The 21647-nt window shown below is 56.8% G+C and carries 21 protein-coding genes; 11 read left to right on the top strand and 10 right to left on the bottom strand.

The window, feature by feature from the left end:
- Window positions 1-148 precede the first annotated feature (148 nt).
- From gspF to CAG25_RS09665, 8 genes are all read right to left on the bottom strand, one after another.
- A complete protein-coding gene (gene gspF, locus CAG25_RS09630; RefSeq protein WP_085610500.1) occupies window positions 149-1360 on the bottom strand; it encodes a type II secretion system inner membrane protein GspF in 1212 nt (403 codons plus the stop codon).
- Window positions 1360-2766, bottom strand: a complete 1407-nt coding sequence (gspE, locus tag CAG25_RS09635) for a type II secretion system ATPase GspE (RefSeq protein WP_039768906.1) — start codon at window positions 2764-2766, stop codon at window positions 1360-1362. The genes gspF and gspE overlap by 1 nt, the downstream gene beginning before the upstream one ends.
- Entirely contained in the window at window positions 2763-5114 is a 2352-nt protein-coding gene (gene gspD / locus CAG25_RS09640; RefSeq protein ID WP_085610501.1) for a type II secretion system secretin GspD, read from the bottom strand. Before gspD ends, gspE begins: the two co-directional genes overlap by 4 nt.
- Window positions 5111-5656, bottom strand: a complete 546-nt coding sequence (gene gspM / locus CAG25_RS09645) for a type II secretion system protein GspM (protein ID WP_085610502.1) — start codon at window positions 5654-5656, stop codon at window positions 5111-5113. Before gspM ends, gspD begins: the two co-directional genes overlap by 4 nt.
- Window positions 5649-6794 carry a type II secretion system protein GspL gene (gspL, locus tag CAG25_RS09650; RefSeq protein WP_085610503.1) on the bottom strand — a complete coding sequence of 382 codons (1146 nt, stop codon included), beginning with the start codon at window positions 6792-6794 and terminating at the stop codon, window positions 5649-5651. Before gspL ends, gspM begins: the two co-directional genes overlap by 8 nt.
- Window positions 6791-7744, bottom strand: a complete 954-nt coding sequence (gene gspK, locus CAG25_RS09655) for a type II secretion system minor pseudopilin GspK (protein WP_085610504.1) — start codon at window positions 7742-7744, stop codon at window positions 6791-6793. The genes gspL and gspK overlap by 4 nt, the downstream gene beginning before the upstream one ends.
- An 8-nt stretch (window positions 7745-7752) precedes the next feature.
- Window positions 7753-8211 (bottom strand): type II secretion system major pseudopilin GspG, encoded by a 459-nt coding sequence (gene gspG / locus CAG25_RS09660; RefSeq protein WP_085610505.1) that lies wholly within the window; start codon window positions 8209-8211, stop codon window positions 7753-7755.
- A 147-nt stretch (window positions 8212-8358) separates the two neighbouring features.
- A complete protein-coding gene (locus CAG25_RS09665; RefSeq protein ID WP_143492855.1) occupies window positions 8359-9279 on the bottom strand; it encodes a hypothetical protein in 921 nt (306 codons plus the stop codon).
- A gap of 260 nt (window positions 9280-9539) precedes the next feature.
- On the opposite strand from CAG25_RS09665, the gene gspI reads away from it, so the two are divergent.
- Window positions 9540-9917: a type II secretion system minor pseudopilin GspI gene (gspI, locus tag CAG25_RS09670; protein ID WP_085610507.1), complete on the top strand. Its 378-nt coding sequence runs from the start codon at window positions 9540-9542 to the stop codon at window positions 9915-9917.
- 54 nt (window positions 9918-9971) lie between these two features.
- Here gspI and CAG25_RS09675 read toward each other — a convergent pair whose 3' ends face one another.
- A complete protein-coding gene (locus CAG25_RS09675; protein ID WP_085610508.1) occupies window positions 9972-11291 on the bottom strand; it encodes a hypothetical protein in 1320 nt (439 codons plus the stop codon).
- Window positions 11292-11690: 399 nt separating this feature from the next.
- Here CAG25_RS09675 and CAG25_RS09680 point away from each other — a divergent pair, with 399 nt between their 5' ends.
- The 6 genes from CAG25_RS09680 (at window position 11691) to CAG25_RS09705 (ending at window position 15237) form a co-directional block, all read left to right on the top strand.
- Window positions 11691-12164, top strand: a complete 474-nt coding sequence (locus CAG25_RS09680; protein ID WP_085610509.1) for a hypothetical protein — start codon at window positions 11691-11693, stop codon at window positions 12162-12164.
- Between the two features lie 417 nt (window positions 12165-12581).
- The gene (locus CAG25_RS09685; protein ID WP_011334564.1) at window positions 12582-12944 is read left to right on the top strand and encodes a DUF6124 family protein; all 363 of its coding nucleotides are present in this window, start codon (window positions 12582-12584) and stop codon (window positions 12942-12944) included.
- Between the two features lie 375 nt (window positions 12945-13319).
- On the top strand, window positions 13320-13817 hold the full coding sequence (locus tag CAG25_RS09690; RefSeq protein ID WP_085610510.1) for a PAAR domain-containing protein: 498 nt from the start codon (window positions 13320-13322) through the stop codon (window positions 13815-13817).
- 3 nt (window positions 13818-13820) lie between these two features.
- Window positions 13821-14426, top strand: a complete 606-nt coding sequence (locus CAG25_RS09695; protein WP_218191688.1) for a hypothetical protein — start codon at window positions 13821-13823, stop codon at window positions 14424-14426.
- Window positions 14423-14836 (top strand): hypothetical protein, encoded by a 414-nt coding sequence (locus CAG25_RS09700; RefSeq protein ID WP_085610511.1) that lies wholly within the window; start codon window positions 14423-14425, stop codon window positions 14834-14836. The genes CAG25_RS09695 and CAG25_RS09700 overlap by 4 nt, the downstream gene beginning before the upstream one ends.
- Window positions 14837-14895: 59 nt before the next feature.
- Entirely contained in the window at window positions 14896-15237 is a 342-nt protein-coding gene (locus tag CAG25_RS09705; protein ID WP_256575327.1) for a hypothetical protein, read from the top strand.
- Window positions 15238-15450: 213 nt separating this feature from the next.
- Here the strand turns inward: CAG25_RS09705 and CAG25_RS09710 are convergent, their stop codons facing one another.
- On the bottom strand, window positions 15451-15810 hold the full coding sequence (locus CAG25_RS09710; protein ID WP_085610513.1) for a DUF6124 family protein: 360 nt from the start codon (window positions 15808-15810) through the stop codon (window positions 15451-15453).
- Window positions 15811-16354: 544 nt separating this feature from the next.
- Between CAG25_RS09710 and CAG25_RS09715 the strand changes: the two genes are divergently transcribed.
- The 4 genes from CAG25_RS09715 (at window position 16355) to CAG25_RS28815 (ending at window position 19863) form a co-directional block, all read left to right on the top strand.
- Window positions 16355-16837 (top strand): N-acetyltransferase, encoded by a 483-nt coding sequence (locus CAG25_RS09715; protein ID WP_085610687.1) that lies wholly within the window; start codon window positions 16355-16357, stop codon window positions 16835-16837.
- 160 nt (window positions 16838-16997) lie between these two features.
- Window positions 16998-17231: a hypothetical protein gene (locus CAG25_RS28305; RefSeq protein ID WP_143492857.1), complete on the top strand. Its 234-nt coding sequence runs from the start codon at window positions 16998-17000 to the stop codon at window positions 17229-17231.
- Window positions 17232-17586: 355 nt separating this feature from the next.
- Window positions 17587-19212 (top strand): P-loop NTPase fold protein, encoded by a 1626-nt coding sequence (locus CAG25_RS09720; RefSeq protein WP_256575328.1) that lies wholly within the window; start codon window positions 17587-17589, stop codon window positions 19210-19212.
- A 102-nt stretch (window positions 19213-19314) separates the two neighbouring features.
- Window positions 19315-19863, top strand: coding sequence for a hypothetical protein (locus tag CAG25_RS28815; RefSeq protein WP_256575329.1), 549 nt, complete (start codon window positions 19315-19317; stop codon window positions 19861-19863).
- Window positions 19864-21647: the final 1784 nt, after the last annotated feature.

Raw genomic sequence — 21647 nt, forward strand, 5'->3', positions numbered from 1 at the left:
GGCTGCGGAAAAAAACTGAATTATTTATTGCGCTGACCGGCCTCTTCGCGAGCAAGCCCGCTCCCACAGGGGTATGTATTTCAAATGTGGGAGCGGGCTTGCTCGCGAAGGGGCCGGAACAGCCAACGTCAAACCAACAGACACACCCCTACTGCACCAACTGATTGATCTCGATGATCGGCAACAGCACCGCCATCACGATCACCAACACCACCCCGCCCATCACCACAATCATCAGCGGCTCAAGCAACGCGGTCATGCCCATCGCCCGGCGCTCGATATCGCGTGACAAGGTCTGCGCAGCGCGTTCAAGCATCGGTGGCAGCGCGCCGGTTTTCTCGCCGCTGGCGATCAGGTGAATCAGCACCGGTGGGAACACGTTTTCCACTTTCAGCGCTGCTGCCAGGTTGACGCCCTCGCGCACCTTGGCGGTGGCCTCATTGACGCTCAGGCTCAGACGATCATTGGACAAGGTCTGCCGCGCCGCCTCCAATGCGCGCAACAACGGCACCCCGGCGCCGCCGAGAATCGCCAGCGTCGAGGCGAACCGGGCGGTGTTCAGCCCCAACACGAAGCGCCCGATCAGCGGCAGCTTCAGCACCCGATGGTGCCAACTCAAGCGCGCCGCCGGGTTGCGCAAATACAGACGCCAGCTCCAGAACGCACTGGCCATGATCCCGGCGCACAACCAGCCCCACGCCCGGATGAAATCACTGGCATTGAGCATCGCCAGCGTCAGCCCCGGCAAATCCTGCCGCGCCTGGGAAAACGCGCTGACCACCTGCGGCACCACATAGCTGAGCAGGAAAATCACAATGCCGATCGACACCAGCCCGACCACGCCCGGATAGATGAACGCGGTGAGAATCTTGCCGCGCAGGTTGTTGCGCTCCTCGATGTAATCTGCCAGCCGCTCCATCACCTGCGCCAGATCACCGGACTCCTCGCCCGCCGCAATCAGCGCCCGGTAAATCTCCGGAAAATCCCGTGGCCGTGCCGCCAGCGCTTCGGCCAGGCGCATGCCGCTGCGCACATCGGCGCGCACGGCGCTGAGGGTATGGGCGATGTGCTTTTTCTCGGCCTGTTCGACCGTGGCACTCAGCGCGGCCTCCAACGGAAGGCTGGCGCCGAGCAGGCTCGACAGCTGCCGGGTGGCCCACGCCAGATCGTTGTCCGATAGTTTGGCGCTGAACAATCCTCCGCCACCATGCTGTGAGACGTTGCTCTCCTTCTCCACCGACAACGCCGTCAAGCCACGACTACGCAGCACGCCAAACGCGGCGCCCTGACTCTCCGCCTCCAGATGCCCGGATTCGATCTTGCCGCTGGCATCGGCGGCCTCAAAACGATAGCGATTCATCAGGCGTCCCGTGTCACACGAAGGATTTCTTCCGGCGCCGTGGCACCGCTGCGAATCCAGCGCTCGCCGTCCTCGCGCAGGCTGAACATCCCGGCCTTGCTCGCCGCCGCGCGCAACGCCTGCTCCCCTGCCCCTTGATGAATCAGCGTGCGAATGTCGTCGTCGATGCAGAACAATTCGTGAATGCCGGTTCGGCCGCTGTAACCGGTGTGATTGCACGCCGCACAACCGACCGGGCGCCAGGTGCCGGGCGTGGCCGGGTCTTCCTGTTTGCACTGATTGCACAGGCGCCGCACCAACCGCTGGGCCAACACGCCGAGCATCGACGACGCCAGCAGAAACGGCTCGACGCCCATGTCGACCAAGCGGTTGACCGCCGACACGGCGTCGTTGGTGTGCAACGTCGCGAGCACCAGGTGACCGGTCAGCGACGCCTGCACCGCGATCTGCGCGGTTTCGAGGTCGCGGATCTCACCGATCATGATGATGTCCGGGTCCTGGCGCAGAATCGCCCGCAATGCCAACGCAAAAGTCATGTCGATCTTGGCGTTGACCTGAATCTGGCTGATCCCCGGCAAGTCGTATTCCACCGGGTCTTCCACGGTGAGGATGTTGCTGGTGCTCGCATCCAGTCGTGCCAGTGCCGCATACAAACTCGTCGTCTTGCCACTACCGGTCGGGCCGGTGACCAACACGATGCCGTGGGGCTGGCGGATCAGGTGATCGAGTTTGGCCAGCACCTGCGCATCCATGCCCAACGTTTCCAGATGCAGACGCCCGGCCTGCTTGTCCAGCAGACGCATCACCACCCGCTCGCCATGGCCGGTGGGCACGGTGGAAACACGAATGTCGATCGGCCGCCCCGCTACGCGCAACGCAATGCGACCGTCCTGCGGCAAGCGCTTTTCCGCGATGTCGAGCTGGGCCATGATCTTGATCCGCGACACCAGCGCACCGTGCAACGCCTTGCGCGGCGAGACCACATCACGCAGGGTGCCGTCGACCCGGTAGCGCACCACCGAATGGGTTTCGAACGGTTCGATGTGAATGTCGCTGGCCTCGTCCCGCGCCGCTTGGGTGAGCAAGGCGTTGATCATGCGGATCACCGGCGCGCCGTCCTGGGTGTCGAGCAGGTCGGTGATTTCCGGCATGTCCTGCATCAGGCGGTCGAGGTCGACTTCGTTTTCCGCCGCACCGACCACCGCCGCCGCGCTGCCGGTGTCGGCGTAGGCCGTGGCCAGCAAACCGTCGAGTTCGTCGTCGCGCACCCGCTCAAGCTTCGCTGCGCCGAACTGCCGCCGTACTTCGCTGATCGACCAACCTGGCGTCGACGGGCACACCGTCAGCACGCCATCGCGCAGCAGAATCCGCTGCGCCTTGGCCCAGGCGTAAGGCAATGCGCTCATTGCAGCGGCACCGCTTTGATGGTTGCGCGCGGGCCGGACACCGGCGCCGGCACGCCTTGGGCAGTGGCGGGCAATTGCGGCGCCTGCATGTCCGGCATCGCCCAGCTGCGCTCCGGTTGCAGACCGCCCTGTGCGCGGCGCATGAAATCGTAGCGGTTCAACGTGATGCTGCGCCCCGCCGCGCTGTCGCGGATGATATACGGGCGCAGGAACACCATCAGGTTGGTTTTGGTGATCGAGCGGCGCTCGTTGCGAAACAGCGCGCCCAGCCCGGGAATATTCGAGAGCCACGGCACCGCGTCATTGCTCTGGCTGTAGCCGTCCTGCAGCAGACCGCCGAGCACCATGATCTGTCCGTCATCGAGCAGGATGCTGGTGTCGAGCGCGCGTTTGCTGGTAACGATCCCCGCCGAATTGGCCGCGGCCGAAGCACGTTCGTCGATGCTGCTGACTTCCTGATAGATGTCGAGCTTCACCGTGCCGCCCTCGGAAATCTGCGGCCGCACGTTGAGCTTCAAACCGACCTCTTCGCGAGTCACGGTCTGGAACGGGTTGTTGCTGGTGCCCCCGCCGCCGGTGACGTAACTGCCGCTGACAAACGGGATGGTCTGGCCGACGAAAATGCTCGCCGCTTCGTTGTCCAGGGTCAGCAGGTTCGGCGTCGACAGCACGTTGGTGCCGCCCTTGCTCTTCAGGGCCCGGGCCAGCACTTTCAGGTCGAGGATCTTGCCGATGCCGGGGATGTCGACCGTGCCGTTGACGTAGCCAAGGTTCAGGCCTTGGGGCAGTACATCGAGGCTGGTCTTGCCATTGACGTTGATCCCCGAACCGCCAAGGTTAGCGCCGCCGATCACGCCTTTGCCGCCGAGGTTGCCGGTCTGCCATTGCACGCCGAATTCGCTGGCGTCGTCCTCGCCGACTTCGACGATCAGGCTTTCGATCACCACTTGCGCGCGGCGCTGGTCGAGCAGGTCGATGACTTCGCGCAGGTTGCGGTACAGCGGTTCCGGCGCGGAAATCAGCAAGGTGTTGGTGGTCGCGTCCGCCTGAATAGTCACGCCGCCGGCGCTGAAGGCCACGTTCTGTTCGCTGCTTTGCGCATTGCCGCTGCCGCTGGTGGCGCCGCTGCCCTGGGCGTAACTGCCGCCGGTGCTGCCGCTGTTGGTGGTCGAAGTGGAGCCGTTGGTTTGCGTACCGCTCTGGCCGTTTTGCCCGCCGCCCGAGTTGGTGGAACTGCCCATGTTGCTGAGCACTGAGCGCGCATTGTCGCTGGTGCCGCTGTCGCTCTCGCCGGTCAACAGACCGCGCAGTGCCTGGGCCAGTTTGCCGGCCTGAGCATTGCGCAGATACACCACGTGCAGATTGCTCGGATTGCTCTGGGCGTTGTCGAGTTTGTAGATCAGGTTGCGCGCCAGCTCCGTACGCTCGGGGCTGCCGGCGCGGATGATGATGGTGTTGGAACGCGGGTCGCCGATCACCGCGATTTTCTGGGTGGGATCGTTGCCCGGTGCGTCGAGCAGGTCAGCGACCATCGGCGCGATGTCGGCGGCGATGCCGTTCTGGATCTGCACCACGTCGGTGTCGATGGCGCTCGGGGTGTCGATGCCCTGAATCAGTTGCGCGACCCGCGTCAGGTTCTCGGCGTAGTCGGTGACGACGATGGTGTTGTTGCCCGGATAGGCATTGATCGGGTTGTTCGGCGACACGATCGGGCGCAGCACCGGGATCAGGTTCACCGCGTTCTCGTATTGCAGGCGGAACGTGCGAGTGAGCATGCCGTTGCCAGCCGGTTTGTCGGCGCTGTAGATCGGCCCGCCGAGCAACTTGGCATCGGCCTCCGGCACCACCTGCGCCACACCGCCGACATCCACCACGCTGAAGCCCTGCATGCGCAGCGCCGCCAGCAACATGTCGTAAGCCTGATGCGCCGGCACCTGGCCTTCGGAGACCAGCGTCAGGTTGCCCTTGACCCGTGGATCGACCAGAAACTGCTGACCAGTAGAACGCGACAATGCCCGCACCACCGCTTGAATATCGGCGTCGACAAAATTCAGCGTCACCGGTTGATCGCCCAACGGATTGGTCGGCAACGTCGTGCCACGCGCCGAGCCGCCGCTGCGGGCGCGTTCGGTGATGTTGTGCAATTGCTTCGGCGCAGGTTTGACCTGAGCTTGCGCGCGCTCGCGGTCGAGCACCGCGTCGCCACTGCGCTGGGTGTTGGCCAGCGGCCGGCCGAGTTCGCTGTCCACCAACAGCGGCGGTTGATTCGGTGGCGTGGTGTTGCTGCACGCGCTCAATGCCATCAACAGCATCGGCAACGCCATGCGTTTGGATCCTGACCCCTTCATGAAGCTTCCTTAGCGCCCAGCGCCTGATCCATGCGTACGGTGCCCGACAGAGTGCCGGCGGTGTCATCGGTCGCGGCGTCGTCTGCGCGTTGCAGACGGGCCTCGACCACTTGCAGTGAAAAATTCCGCGGTTGGCTCAGCAGCCAGTCGAGCACGGCGTCGGCCGGTGCGGCGTCGAAGGTCAACTGCCAGCCGGCGGACGCGGCCGCCAATTGGTAATGGCCGCCCAGTCCGCTGGCCTGCAAGGTCTGTTGCAGCGACTGCTCCAGGTTCTGCCCGTCCGGGCGCACGCTGACGTCGCGCAGCAGCACTTCCAGCGCTTCGGCCTGGGCGCGAAGTTTTGGCGTTTCGATTTGCGAGGCGGTGATCTTCTTCAGCGGCGGCTGAATCAACGCCACCCACACAAACAGTCCCAACAACAGCGCCGCCATGCCGCCGACCATGCGCTTTTCCCGCAGCGCCAAGGGCTGCCAACGGGCCTGCAACTGAGCGTTGAAGCGCTGCCAACCGGCGCGGTATTTCGCAAGCGATGGGCTATTCATCTTCGGCTCCGCTGCTGTCGTCGTTGTCGCTGGCGGCGGTCGCCTCGCTGGCCGGGCGCAGGACCCAGCCGTCGTCATTCGGGCTGATGCTGATACCGGCCTGGGCCAGCGTGCCTTGCCAATCCTTGTCGTTGCCCGAACGCCGGGCTTCAGGCAGCAGACTCAATTGCAACACGCCGTCGACAAACTCCAGCCGCTGCACCGTGCCCGCCATCGACGGCATGCCGCTGCCGGCCTGCGACACCAGCCGCGTGAAATCCTGCCCCGGCGTATCCACCGCGCCTTGCTGGCGCGCCGCGATTTGCTGACGAGCCTGTTGCAGCGGATTGAGGATCACCGGCAACTCGGGGAACGCCTGCTTCACCCGCTGCGCCATCTGCGCCTTGAGCTGCTGGGCCTGCGCGGCCTCGCGCGCGGCGTACAGATTCAGACCGATCACCCACACCGCCAGTGCCAGCGCACAGCAACCGAGCGCCCTGCCCCAACCGCGATGTTCGGTGCCCGGTTGCTGAATGCCGCTGTGCAGGCCCCAATTCGGCAACGGGCCGGCGCTTCGCTGTGTATCGGCCAATTTTGATTGCATCGCTTCAGGCGCGCCGTCACCGATCCAGTGCGCCGGCAGACCTGTTTCCAGCAGCCACGCTTCGTCGACCATCGGCTGCACCTGCGCCGCATTCGGGCCGTGGCGCAGCAACAGATGATCGTCGTGCAGACAGCCAACGCCGCCCGCCATCACCGGCAAGCTGTAGGCCGCCGGGTACAGGCCTTTGAGGTTCAAGCCGAATTGCCCGAGGTGCTGCAAATCCTTGCGGGCTACCCAGGCAATATGCACCTGGCCGCTTTCATTTCGAGCGCTGTGGGCGATGTGCATCTCGGCGCTGTCACCGAGCATCAACGCCTGCGCCGCACATTGCACCGCCGCAGCGGTTTTGTTCGCGGGCAGCGGCGGCAGATCAACGCTCGCCAACAGGCTGTCCGACGGGTGCAGAAAGCACACCAGCGGTTGCTTCGGCAACGCGCTGAGCCGCATGCGTTCCTGGCGAGTGACCTGCCCCTGTCGATCCAGCCACGCACAATCCACTTCACTGTCGAGACTCAGCTCCGCCAGCGGCGGCAAACTCACGCGCAACGGGCTCATACGCCCACCCGCGACCAGATCACTTGCGGCAACCGATCCTGGCTGCGATGCAACAACGCATCGAGGCTGACCCGCCGCTGATCCCGCCGCGCCTGCCCGCGCAGCCGAAACCAGTCGCTGGTGATGCCAACCTTGACGCTGGTGATCTCCAGTTGCGGCAGTCGCAGCCGATTGACGAAATCCCCACGATTGATAAACCAGCGCCCGGCGTCACGCTCATTGATCAACGCCTGCGCCCGCTCCAGCGACAGCCCCGGCACATAAGCCGCCAGCACCGGCGCCGTGGCGGTGTTGCCGTTGAGCCAGGTGGTCGCCGGAATCACCGTCAGGTACGGCGCCATTTTCGCCAACAGCGCATCGTTGACCCCGTCGACACTGCGCAAATCGTCCAGCGTGCGCAGCATCGGCAAGGTCGGCGGTTGCGGTTTGCGCGAAGCGGACGGCGACGTGGCGCGCCCACTGTCGAACGTATTTTTCGCCACAGGCTTGTCCACCACTTGGGCATTCAACAGGTGCGGATAAGAGCCGATCACCCGCTGACTGATGCGCCGGCTCAAGCCAGTGCTGACACCGATCAACTCGCACAAGCGCTCGAACGCCTGCACCTGCGCGTCATCGATCCGCTCGTTGGCCACCAGATTGCGCAGGTTGAACTTGCCCTGCTCGTCCTCCAGCCGCCCCTCGAAACCCTGGGTGTTCAACAACTGCGCCCAGGGTTGATCGAGTCGGGTCAGCGGATCACGCTGCCGCGCATCCCACAACAATTGCCGGCTGATCTCCAACCCGCCGTGCAACAGCCAACGGCCTTGCACGCGCAGTTGTTCGGCCTCCAGCGCACGGGTCGAAACGCTCTGGCGGGTCAGCATGTCGGCGGCGATCACCGCGACCACCGCCGCGATCAGCAGCGCACTGATGATCGCCATCCCCTGCTGGTTCGATTGGCTGTTCATGGCCGGCCTTACAACTGCCAGGAACCGATGTCGGCATTCACGCCGTCGCCGTCAGGCTGGCCGTCGGCACCGAGGGAAAAGATGTCGATCTCGCCGTTGGCACCGGGATTGAGGTACTGATAAGGACGACCCCACGGGTCATTCGGCAGGCGCTCCAGGTACGAGCGCCAGTTGGTGTTCTTCGCATCGGCCGGCCGCTCCACCAGCACTTTCAGGCCCTGGCTCTGGCTCGGGTAAGTGCCGTGATCGAGGCGATACAGCTTCAGCGCCTGCATCAACCCGCCAATGTCCTGCTTCGCCGCCGTGGCCCGCGCCTGATCCGGCCGGTCGAGCACCTTGGGCACCACCATCGCCGCCAGAATCCCGAGAATCACCACGACCACCATGATCTCGATCAGCGTGAAACCCTGCTGCCCACGGGGCATCCGGCTCGGTCGACTGGGCTGTTTGAACTGCGCGATATCCATCTCGTCATTCCCTGGCTTGATTCGATTCGACGCGCAGTGTTGCAAGAAGATATGTCAGGGATGTTGAAAATCCTCGGGAGAAAAAGTCATCCAAATAGAGGCTGGGCGGCGACTGCCCGGTCGCCGCCCAGCCTTACGCAGCACCTGTCACTGCATACCTGCATAAGTGCCTTTCGCTGGGTTCGTTGATTGCCACTTGCCCACCACCTGTTCCCCGCTGAAAAACTGGAAGCTGGCGCTGCCACCCTGCACGGTGGGCATGGTCACCCGAATGATTGGCGCCACGATCCCCCCTGAAGCCGTATAGAAATCCTTCTGGTTGTATTGAGCATCGGGCAGGCCACTGCCCGTGTAGAAGAACGCCCACAGCGGCACGGTGCGATGAATGTTTTGCGGCCAGATACCGCTGACGACTTCGTTCCAGCCCTGGAACGAAGTGGCCCCCAACAACGCCATCGCGCGAATGCCTTCAATATAGGCAGACGCCGAGTGATCGCCTGCCGTCGTTTCGCGGACATTGAAGCCGCATTGCGCATTGTTGGTACGGTAATTGGTCATCCACTGCTGGGCCGTGGTGATGCCCTGAATGTGGCAAGGCCGGCTGGTGAGCGGTTGAGAAGCCAGCGCGCCACAACCGTTTTCAGAGCGGGAGGCGGTGCTGCCGTTCATGGGAAAAATGCAGAAAAAATCGAAATCGACCTTGTCTGTCGGGCTCTCGAAGATCGGATAGATGATGTAGCCGTTGTTGTAGTAAAAACCTTTGAAAGACGAATCACGTCGTAGCCATGACCATGACACCCGCCCCTGCTGCACCGAGCCCGGACTCGGGTTCCAGACATGATAGGCCAGCGATTTCACCGTTCCCCTGGCCATGACGCCTTCGCACAGAAACGCAGGCCGGGATGGACCGCCGCAATCGGTACGAGTGCCGTTATAAAGTGCCTGGAGCCTGGCGGCCGTTGCCGCTCCGTCAAGGGTAGCTTGCTGAATCTGCAGATCATCGGAGACCTGCTGCTGGCTGGTGCAGCCCACCAACAGGCACAGCATTACAACCGCGAGCATTCTCATCAGTGAAATTCCTCTCTCGAATGGACGTAGCCAGCGACAGACGCAATTCCAACTGGCGGATGCCCTTGGAAACCCTCTGCAAAAGTACCCGCCAGACAGAGCTTTTTCAGGGACGCCTCAATCAAATCTCACGGACATAAGTGTCGCTACTGTCAGATCTGACAGTAGCGACCAACGGTCTAGCGTCCTCGGGAGCTTTGGTCAGCAATCGGTCAACTCCGATGGTTAAAGTGCGATGTCCTTCCCGTCGAAATGTCCCGATGCCCAACAAAACCCCACAAGCCGGATTCACCCTGATTGAAGTGCTCGTCGCACTGGCGATCATCGCCGTCGCCATGTCCGCCGCCGTGCGCGTGGCGGGGTTGATGACGCAGAGCAGCGGGGTTTTGCGGGATCGTTCGATTGCGATGATTGCGGCGCAGAGTCGGATGGCGGAATTGCGGTTGGAAGGCAAGTTGCCGATGGGGGTCAAGGCGATGGAATGTGATCAGGGGCGTTTGTTGTTGCGGTGTGAGCAGGTGATTGGGGCGGTGGAGAATGGGCGGTTGTTGAAGGTTGGTGTGCAAGTCTTCGATCGCAGCCAGGAGGGGCCGCCGCTTGCGCGGCTGGATACGTTGTTGAATCGGCCCCAAGACTGAATGGCCCAGGTCACCAGACATAGCTGACAACCTCGGCCAGATGAATCAAGTCAATCAGGGTTTCAGTACTCCGCCTCCCGCACCGAGAATAACCAGAAGCACGACATCCGCAGGATTAGGCGTTCCGACATAAGGAACACCCGAATTCCGATAGCCGGAAATCCGCACAAGGTTGCCGCCCTGACTGCCATTGAAGTCGATCGCGCCGTTCACACATCCACCGTCGGTGAGATCGACCATGTTACCTGCGCCATTCATCAGAATACCCCGGTAATTAGGGTTCACCGCCGCCGCTGTCGCGCCAAGCACACCGCTGATCCTGTTCGCCGTTCCATAGTTTTCAATACAGTAGGTGCCACGGGTCGCGTAGTAATCACAGTCGCTGAATGAGTTCTGATTGCTGCGAATCTTGAGTGTGCAGTGACCTCCCTCAAAGTGTGAATTGACGGCCGGACAACCTGGTGCAGTGTCCTCGATATAAACCGACGCCGCTGGAACATTACTGGTGGAAGAACGGTTCCAAGGATGCAGGTTGTCCGCTCTGAAGTTTCTGCTCGCGTACAACCCAAAAAAGGAGTTATCCGCGGAGACTCCACAGTCCAGCAACGTGACGTTAGTCATCGAGGAATCGGTCGGGCCGTTGTACAACCAGCCATGGCGACCCGTTGTGTCAATCAGAATGTCTTCATACGTGCTTTCAAAACCGAGCTTGCGCTCACCGTCAATGATGTCGAAATCAGTGACCAACCCATGGTAGGCAGACTGCGTTATCGTGACCTGTCGCAGGCTCTGCTTGGCGCCTTTGAGGGCAAAGGTGTTTCCGCTGGTGTTGTTGGCCCGGTTGCCGTCGAACTGCATACCGACAATCGAAACGTTGTTCGTGTTGACGTTGAAATTCGAAGAAATGAAATCCGTGTTCAAGCCACCATTGGCCTTGAGAATGGTAAAGAACTGCCCTTTGCCAACCCAGGACATGTTCGGAATGATCTGGATGAACTCACAGACGTAAGTGCCGTAACCCCACACGATTCTCGCGCCTGCAGCCGTCACTGCAGCGTTCGCCAGATTCAAAACACTTTGGGTATTCACCGAGCCATCGCGCTTGAAGCCACACTGCTCGGCGGTGACATTGCCGTCGTGCATCAACTTCCAACGGCCACCATCGGTCGCGACGATAACCATCGGGCTTGCCTCCTTGGCCGTCGTGCCTGTTGTGTCCAAAACGTACTCGGCATGCCCTCCATCTCCGCGAGCATAAAAACCAAGCGTTGAAACCTTCTTGTATGTGGCCGAACTAACGGCGCGGAGATCTTCGAGGATATCGACCGTCATGCAATCAATCTGGGCGGCGAGGTTTGTGGTGTTTCCTGTCATTGGGCATAAATCCTTTTGCTTGGAGAAAGCTCCGCGTTTGGCGGGGCTCGGTGGCAACCTGAGATGTTGAGGACGGGTTGCGGTGGGGTGGAGAGATTTGTTTTTAGACGGCTTGCGGAACCGGCTGGAAGTAAGAATATGCATTGATGCATAGATAATCAATGCATTTGTGCATATCCATTTCCATCACTGCGCGCCGCTTAATGGCGGTGGTGTAAGTTGATATGAATCGGAATGAAGCCCCGGAGATCAGCAGCACGCCGAAAACAGGAGCTATAGACCAGGCTGAGATTTCGCTCCCAGGCCAATAAACGGATGTGACAAGGGTAACTATGCTTTCGAATTCCCCCGGACGAAAAATCATCAACCGATGCCGTTTACGAAGCAATGGAGTGCAGGATGAAAATCATCGCTTTTTTAGCTATCTATCTCGCCGGCGGGGTTGCCCTGTTTCCCCTCCTCGACCTCTTTCGTCCGGTGGGCATTTCTCTCGACCATTTCTATTCGGAGTTTTACCTCAGCCCCGGCGCTGATGTGGCGCAACGTCTAAGCCTGAGCTTCATCTACGCAAGCGTGTTTCATCTGGGGTGGGCTGCCCTGTTTTCTGAATCCGCAAAAAGCTGGGTGTACACGACCAACATCAAAGACCTTTGCTATCTCGCCTTACGTTCTTTGAGTACTTTTTGCATCAGCCTGATGACCCTTGGACTGGTCGGGAAAAGCGCACAGAAAGTGCCCTCTACAGAATTTCATCAATATTTTCATTTTCTGGTTATCGGCATGCTCGCGGGCGTTTGGGCGTGGGAGCTCAAGAATTTTTTGATAGCCGTCATTCATTACACCGCAAGAAAAATCAGGGGAACGACTGAATGAGAGAGGCCAGATTTATTTCCGGACAGGGAAATTGGCCTATTTTTTTCACCTGTTTAATCAACCTCCAGGAACCTGTTTAAAGACACCCACCGTTACTTCCTCAAGGCTACAACGCCTTGCGTCATTGCCTACGACTACGCCAGAATCCGCCGGCTTGTGCGTCTAGGGTGCGGGTCTTATCGTTTCCGGGTCACTGAAAAACAGTGATCGGGTTTGGTAGCCCGACCTCCCATATGACGCATAACGTCACCTAGCGCAGATGCCCTTTCGGCATCCGTCTTATGGTGGCCATGCGCAGGGCGCCCTCGGGCGCGCCGGATTTTCCATATGGGCCGGTCTACCAACCTTCGTATGGCCACCACCACTCGTTTGGTAGCGAGAGTGATGGCTCCTTAAGTCCCATATGGAGCTACATCTATGTTCAAACCAACACCAAACCCACCAGAAACCGATCCGGTCTCCCCCTACAAATTCCCCGACTCCCGAACCCTCAACGAAGCCGCCGAACGCGCCCTCGACCACTACCTCACCCCACAACAACGCATCATGGGCAGCCACCACAAACACGACCCCATGTACATGGCCAACCCGGCGTACAACACCGAATCCCTTCTGGCCAACGCCAGCGAATCACTGGGATCGGCCAGCGAAATGCTCAACAACTTTGCGGCCACGCTGGAGCCTGCTCATCGCAAGACCGCGATCGGGATTGCGCAGTTGGTGATGTTGAGTGAGCTGGCGGTGAATCAGGCGTTGGATCATGTTGAGGTGAAGGCGTGATCGGCTGATCGCTGTAGCTCGGTAGCCAGAAAGAAAATGGCCGAGGTTGTCAGGTGTAACTGACGACCTCGGCCAAATACGTTTCTCTCTGTACCAAAAGCTTCAACCTATCCGAACGCAAAGGCATTACGGGCTACTTGCTTCAAGATCATTCACAACTCGTCAACCGAAGAATTGTAAGAAATGTTGAGCGCAACATTTACCTCAGGCATTCTGTGCGACGCAAACGTACATGGGTGGCGGAGGTTGATGCTCTCCTCCTCCAGAGCACGCTTTCCTGCTCTGCCAAACGTGTGATGTTCGCATTATCTCAGTGGCCGGAATTTCTAATCCAATCAGGCCAAGGACATCTGAATCTTTGAAAAGGAACTTCCTGTGAGTGGCAAACCTGCAGCCCGAGTCACAGATCCCACCAGTTGCCCACTCCCAGGGCACGGCACAAATCCAATTGTCAGCGGCTCTCCCAATGTCAATTTCGACGGCCTTCCCGCCGCTCGGATAACCGACAAATCCGCGTGCGGTAGCCCGATCACCGGCTCGGTCAGCTCTACGGTTTTTATCAATGGGCTGAATGCCGCGACTCAGGGCAGTACCGGTGGCCACGGCAACGTGGTTGTAGGAGGCTCCGGCACAGTCATCATTGGCGACACCGTCGTATCTGCGCCGTTCAGCGGCCTGACGTCGATGCCCGTGCACTTCAGCGACAAGTTCAGATTGGTTGACCAAGAGTCGGGCGAACCATTGGCCAATCTTGAATATGCCATTCAACGCGCTGATGGCAGCCTGGAACACGGCGTAAGTGATGAGATGGGCTACACGCATGTAGTGAGTTCGCACCTGCCCGAAACAATCCAACTGTTTCTGGAGGACTAAGGCATGGCTGAAGTCGTAAGCAGAAATGGCCGGAAGATGTCTCCCGTCGCCACCAGAGCGGTGACGCCCGTCAAAGACGAAACCCCGAAAACTGTAGAGCTGGACGCAAAAAAACAGAAACGGCGGGCCGAGAACGAAGAGTATTTAAAGGACAAAAACGTCAAAGCCTACTTGTTCGCCATTGGCGAAGCCGAAGGCGGTGACTATCACGCGAAATACGGTCATGGCTGGGCCGAAGGTTTTAAAACCGGAAAATGGACGTTCACTGACGAGTCCACCCACCCGGGCGCCGGCTACGGCGGAAAAACTACGGCATCGGGCTTGTATCAAATCAACGTTGCCACATGGCGCGAGTACGGCGAGAAGCAGGGGCTGACGGACTTTTCGCCCCATACCCAAGACCTTATTACCGTCGACATTCTTCGCACGCTAGGAGTGATCGACAAGATCAAGGCCGGAGACATTCCGGGCGCAATGCCGAAGGCGGCCACAAGGTGGGCCGCACTCCCGGAAGGGCCAGGCAAGAAAAACCACTACCCGCCTCAACCGTACGCCGAGTATCCAAAGTTTTTGGCGAGTTACAAATCAGCTGGAGGAACGACTAAATGAAGACCCCGATCCTCCTGCTGCTCGCAATGTATTGCACGGCTACAAGCCTAGCGTTTGCCGGTGGCCCACAATCGACAAACGACAAACATGGGCCAGCCGGCATCGCCGTCGATGAGCCCTTGTTGTCGGCCAGGTCCAAGTTGATCAAACAAGGATGGAAGCCAACTCGGATGCACACCAACGATGGCTATGAATACAGTGGTGTCGAGCGCGAGCTGGCTGCACGCAAATTCCTGGAACTCGACACCTGCTCGTTTGATAGCTCGCGCTGCATCCTGTTCTATTCAAAGACAGGCGCCTGCTTACGCGTCGATACCATTGGTGAGCAGCTTAAAGACATGACGGTTACGCGGTGGACTGATGAATGTCCGGATGCATCTCTAGAACCCAATAAAGACGACGCAAGTTAAGAAACCAAGGGATCGAATGAAATAAATCAGTTCCCTTTTTCGGTTTGCGGCACTGTTAAATGAAACTAAAAATATCAGCCATCAGCCTTTTATTTTGCGTCAGTTTATTTTCTAACGCCGCCGACCTTCCTATCAAAGAAGAAATGCCATTTTCGAAAGCCCGAAAAGCTTTGATCAAAAATGGCTGGAGGCCGAATCCGACCTACTCCGGTGAGTTCGGGGTTGAAAGCGTCATCCAAAGAAAAGGCTTCAGTGAAATCGAGTCTTGCACGGAGGGCGTCCGTTACTGCAGCTTCAACTACATCAAGAACGGCGACTGTTTAGATGTAGGAACTGTCGGCGAAGAAGTCAAAGAAATGAAGATTTATTCCTGGAACTTCAAATGTCCCGAAAAGGATTGAAGCCAGAAACCAAAGGGGACAGGTCCATCAGCCCCCTTTTCAGTCATGCTTCAAACCATCACCCGTGAGGGTGATGGCCTACCACCTCCCTCCTTGGCCGAACACGATGTCCGAGACCAACCCATAACTTTGTGGGAGCCAGCCTGCTGGCGATAGCGGAACATCAGGCAACAGAAACAGCGCATGTGCCGTCGCTGCCAGCCCTGCCCCGCATCACTCCGGCAATTGCAAATTATCCAACGCCCGATTCACCGCCAACTCCCCGAGCATGATCAACTGCGCAATACCCACCAATGCCCGACGCTGCGAGGCCGGCACCAGACTGGCGATGTTTTGGGCAATGGTTTGGGCCGAAGCGAGTGTTTCACTGGCATCAATCAGCAGTTCTTCGTTTTTGTTGTCCGCCGTCACGGCATACATCCCGCGGGCTCTGCGTGGGGGCGGCGTGGAGCCGGGCGGACAGAGGTAATGGTCGAGCGCGCGGTCGGCGGCTTCGTGGAGTTTTCTGGAATCGATGGATTCGTAGGGGGAAACCGATTCGGTTTCGGGCGGGTTGGGTGTTGGTTTGATCATGGTGAAGCTCCTTGATGACTGGAGCTGCCACCGTTCGCGGTCAAACAAACAGGGTGGCAGCTGTACGCGGGTTGACCGACCGGACATCAAGGAATCCGGCACACCCGAAGGTGTCCCACGCACAGCCACCGCGACATGATTTCAGACAATGCCTGAACACGTGCAGAACGCTGGTGCGCCTTGATGTTGGGCGGACGGTCAAATCCGATCACTGATTCGTCAGCGACCGCACCACATTAGAACCCGTCCCCAAAGCGCACAAGCCGGCGGATTCTGGCGTAGCTGTAGGCAACGGCGCAAGGATATGTAGCCTCAGAGAGTGTCTGGAGATGTCTTTTTAAACGTTGGTGTTTATCGGAATTCTCATTGCGTCTCGGATCCCACAACAGACCCGTCCTCTTGCCCCAACAAACACAAGCGCCCGGCGAACACATCCCCCTGAAACTGATATGGAGCCATCGCCTTCATTGAACCGAAGCAGTAGTGGTTATGCGGAATCTGTTCTCTGCATAATGACTGACCGGCCATGTTTAGGGTGCTTGTCATGCCAGCCTCCGCTGATCAAAACTCCGCTGTCGTTTTATGCGCAGCTTCCAATAACGACCTGGAAGATCTGGTAGCCATCAGGATTGAGGCCATGCGCGAGAGCCTTGAACGGCTTGGACGATTTAACCCAGATCGTGCGCGCGAACGATTTGTTGCTGGGTTCGACGTTACCAGCACTCGCCGCATAGAAGTATCAGGTGATCTGGTCGGTTTTGTCGTAATCAAAGACCACCAGAGCGAGCTTTTGCTTGACCACTTGTATGTGATACCCAGTGCTCAGGGAGCAGGAATCGGCTCTGAAGTTCTTACTCAAATTTTCAGAGAAGCTGATGAGATCGGGCGTCCCATCAAGGTCGGAGCTCTCAAGGAAAGCGCTTCAAATCGTTTTTACACTCGCCATGGATTCGTGTTTTTCGAAAGCGGTGAATTCGATAATTACTATGTCCGGGCTAACGGTAATGCCGTTAATCTGGGTGACTAGGCAGATCTTGATACTGCGGCTGGTCAGAGGTTGCACCGTTAGATGAACAAAGGGGATTGATCTATTTTCTGGAAAATAAATCTGTCCCCTTCTTCCGAAAACTGGCGGACTGGGCGCTGCAAGCTACGATTAATAGCGCACCAATTATAAGGGGAATGCAATGTCTAATATTGATGTTTATTTACCAGCAGTAGATGGGTCGGCGTATTGGCCAGTAGCGAAAGGAGATTCGTGCAAGGAGGCTGTACATGTCCTTTTTACCGATGACTTCGCCGCACCACCACATCGATTAGTGATCAAAATCGCAACGGAAAAGGGAAGGCTGGTCGAAGTGAGTATTCCGTATGACGATACTGGAAAGGCCACAGTTCGAATCGACGGCGAATCAGTGTAACGATAAAACTTCGTCAACAATGAATTTTTTGGAGGGCGAACGCTAGCTTTTAACCGAACGCTGACGGTCACGGCTGACCCATTATGGCCGTTTTTCTGCCCATCATGACCTCTGAAAATGAAGCGCATTGGCTTGAACTCGACGGGGCCACAGGGTTTGATCTGAATCGTGACGCTAAGCTACACGAGGTTGCACAGCATGACGAAGCGAAATTCAAAGCGTTGTTGCTGACCCTCCACATATGAGGGAAACATGTCTTCCTGAAGAAAATGTTCGTGCCACGATCCGCAGGTTTACGCCTAGCGAAGCAAGAGCTTTAGCGCGTAAGTATTAAAGAACCCTCAAGGATAGAATCATGAAGTGGATTCGCAAGCTTTTTGGCAAGGACGATGAAGACTCAGTAGCTTCGTCGGATGCTCTGATAGAGGAAGCGGTTAGTAATGACCGAGAAGATGACGATAACGGCGATCAATACTTCTCGGACGAGCCCATCACCTCAAAACATCAAGATCGATTCGGGCGGGCGCCTTATGCAGCGCGTATCGCTGAGACAATCGCCAGGCGCCTTGATCCCTCAAGCATCGTCATTGGCCTTTTTGGCCCATGGGGAGATGGAAAAACTTCAGTTCTCAAGATGATGGAGGAGTCGCTAGAGCAGCACGGAGAGGTCGTCACTATTCGATTCAATCCTTGGCATTTTCCTTCCGAGGACGCGCTTTTGCGCGGCTTTTTTGCGACCCTGGCTGAAGCTTTGGGTAAGGAGCCAGCGTTCAAAGAAAAAGCAGCAGCGCTGCTTGAGTCCTATGGAGGGATTCTGTCTGTAATCTCAGTCGCTCTACCGGGTGTAGAAATCAACCCTGGGGAAGCCGCGAAGCATATCGGGGAGTCATTATCCAAAGTCAGTCTCGATAAGCTCAAGGATCAAATTGACGCTCTTCTGGGTCAAAGCGGGAAAAGATTGGTCATCCTTATCGATGACATTGACCGGTTGGACAGAGAAGAAACTCACGCCATTTTCAAGCTAGTAAAGCTCTCAGCGAGCTTCAAGTACACCTGCTATGTTTTGGCTTTCGATGACGAGGTAGTCGCTGCTGCATTGGGTGAGCGTTACGGTGCCGGTGGACAAGAAGCAGGGCGCGCGTTTCTCGAAAAAATTATTCAGGTGCCTTTGCATCTACCACCAGCTGATCAAATGAGCCTGAGAGAAATCGCTTTTGAGGGAGTCGAGCACGCTCTTAATCAAGCAGGGATTATCCTTGACCAGCCTCAGATCGACGTATTCACTCGACACTTTGTAGACGGACTCGAGCCAAAGCTTGAAACTCCACGAGTCGCAAAGCTGTACACGAACGCTCTCATGTTTGCACTTCCACTTGTTAAGGGCGAAGTCAACATCGCTGAGTTTATGCTTGTTGAAGGATTGAGGGTGTTGTACCCGAAACTACATACGGCTATTCGCGACAACGCAGATTTGTTTTTACAGGGGGATCCCCGCGAAGCTGTGCGAGGTTTAGAACATTCTCCGTCCCCCGTTGACCGACTCCTCGAAACTGCGATGCCGGGTTCTGCTTCAGAAGAGAGAGTCCAAGTGCGAGAGCGACTTTTGAAACCTCTTTTTCCGCGAATCAGCAATATGATGTACGGGGGAGATTGGGAGGAGCGGTGGGGTAACGAACGAAGAATTTGTTCGAGCCGTTATTTCAAACGCTACTTCGTTTACGGGGTGCCTGAAGGAGACATATCGGACAATCAATTAACAAGCCTGATAGCCGCTCTCGTCACAGCAGACACCGATTCGCAGCGTGGCCTGTTGAGCTCGTATCCAAAGCGCGTCATGCCGCAATTGATACAAGCACTTCGGAATCGAGCGGACACTCTGGATGAAGTTTCGGCGTTAGCGATCGCAATCGCCGTTGCAAGGAATGGAGATCTTCTTCCGCGCGAGCGCGGAGCTCTCGTAATCGGCGGCACGATAATGTAAGCGGGGATACTGATTTCTCAGCTTATCAGGCGAATCCCCTTATCAGATAGGCAGTCAGCTGCTGAGGAAGTTCTTAAAGCGGCGTTTCCGTTGGCAATGGGAATGGAGTGCGCCCGCTGGCTTACACACTCACGGGACAGACCAGAAGAGCGCCGTGTTCTTCCTGACGGAGCGGACGATGTCCTCTACCATTTGTTCGCTGGTCGCATCCGTGACGCGGACGATGTTGAACCGCTGTTTATGCAGGCAGGAAGAGACGCACCAAATCTGTACTGGTACTGGCAACACGGAAGAAATCGAGAAGAGATCGAAGCACGGTTACGCGACATTTTTGATAAAGACCCAGCGAAGCTGGATGACTTCCTCGATACTTACATTGGAGAAGGATGGGAAGTAGAAAGTGGCCTGCCGGTTAGGTCTGACTTAAGGCGCGAAAGTTACAATAGTATCGCGTCAATAATTTCACCGAACTACATTTTCGATAACCTCCGTGCCCGTTACGGAGTTGAGCTCGACGACCCTCAGTACTATCAAAATGGAGAGCCAGCGAGGATAACTGCGCACCAGTTCGCCTATATACATCTTTCTATTGCTGCTGAGCAGCTTCCTCTGCCCGAGGATGCCGATGGATTAGGTAACGATTCTGAGTAATTTGAGCGATGAAAAAAAGAAAAAGAGGACTGATTAATTTCTGAAACGCTGATATATAAAATAAATCCCCCCTTTTTCTGTACTTTTTAGTCAAGAAAATCTGTAGGCTTACGAGCGTGGAGTCTTTGTTAAGTGCCTGTTCGGATTAATATGTGAATTACTTATTGCTGTCGGTTGACAACCTCATCATGACTGTACTTGTTATATATAGAAATGTTTTCTTTTTGAAGCTGCGCTCTATTAGCAAATATGCATCATCTATGCTCAGGAGAACGTGAGCCTGCCCTTGGTACTGTTCGTTTTTGAAATAGATAACTTCCTCGGTCATTATTTTGTCAAATCTTAGCATTCCCGCATAGAAGGAAAGCGCTACGGCCGAGCCAGCAAGCAAATAACTATAATCCCGTATTAGCGATCTTCTGAGGGCTACCCTTTTCTTGTCTAAAATTCGTTGAATCTGTGTTGTTGGGCGAATTAGTATCCCGCACTTCAGTATTGCGGCTAAAGTTATGCCGCTTGCCCACATCCAGGTCATCTTGCCAACAGTGGAGTAGTCAAATTTCAAGTACGAAAAATTGAACATAAAGCTGAATATGATAAAGAAAAATGTCCAATAAATGAGCTTCTCCGCCATATTGGTTTCTCTGTGCATTCTTTTTGCGGGTTTTTTTAGCCATTCCGGAAATTTTTTACTTGCTGCAAATGTTAAAGCTGCGAGGGGGCAAGCGCAGAGTAGTAGAACTGCGATACAGCGAAGGCGAACACTTTCGTGACCATATAGCAGAAAGTTAGGTAAAACGTAAAGGTGGCAACAAAAGTTGTCAGAAACTTAAGCGATGCGATGGATACAATCTCGAAGGGTACCTCCATGAGAAATCCAATGTAATGAACTGTGCCTAGTGAAAAAAATGCCAATAAGACCTTGATCACCGAGGCGATGGTGGTTTTGTCTTTTGGTAGTTTTGCCTGGGTTAGAATCTGTTTTAGCAAGCGACATCTCATTGATCAGCAGAGGGGGGGGGCGGAAGCCACGACAGGTTAGTCCGTGGGCGTAGCGGGGAGCAAGGACGTTCGCCGGCGTCAGCAGATCCCACTTAACTGTTAATCTCAGGTGCATCCGACGCTGCGAAGGGGATGATGTGAATGCAGTACCAGCGAGCGGAAGAGCTAGAAAGAAAGTTTAATATCCTGATTGGGTTGATGGCGTAGATGATCACTACATCCCAGGCAAAACAACACGATCCGACAGAAGAAAAGGGGACGGATTTTTTTTTGGAAAAAATATCCGTCCCCTTTTTTTAAAGGCTGGATCAGCGCCAGATGTATCGCGCCTGTTATGGATTGCTGGTGGTGACGGCCGGGAAACTGCTGGGGGATGGGGTTTCGGGTTATCTCGCCTGAACACACACAATTTTAGAAGCGAGCATGCTCGCGATGTGCCCGAGGAGACCACGGGTCATCAAGCACACCGCTTATCTGTCAAAAAAACTGCTGAATCGAGGCACCCGGACTCAGCGACACTTCATGAAAAATTTGCTTGCTGAGTGGATGGTAATGGACGTTATCGGCCAGTTGCGAACGTCCGCTTTTGGCCGAAAGCGGACATTCACGACACGCTTCCTTCAGTTGGTAAAAAGCAGTCAAGTACGTCCCCTGCGATCCAGTACCCACCACCCGACTGAGACACCAAACAACTGCATCCCTAAAAATTCACGGCCTAACCAACCTAGGCATCTCCACCCCCTCCCCCAACCTCTCCACCTCCAACAGCACCCTCTCCCCAC

It is taken from the genome of Pseudomonas sp. B16(2017) (assembly GCF_002113205.1).
Classification (GTDB): domain Bacteria; phylum Pseudomonadota; class Gammaproteobacteria; order Pseudomonadales; family Pseudomonadaceae; genus Aquipseudomonas; species Aquipseudomonas pharyngis.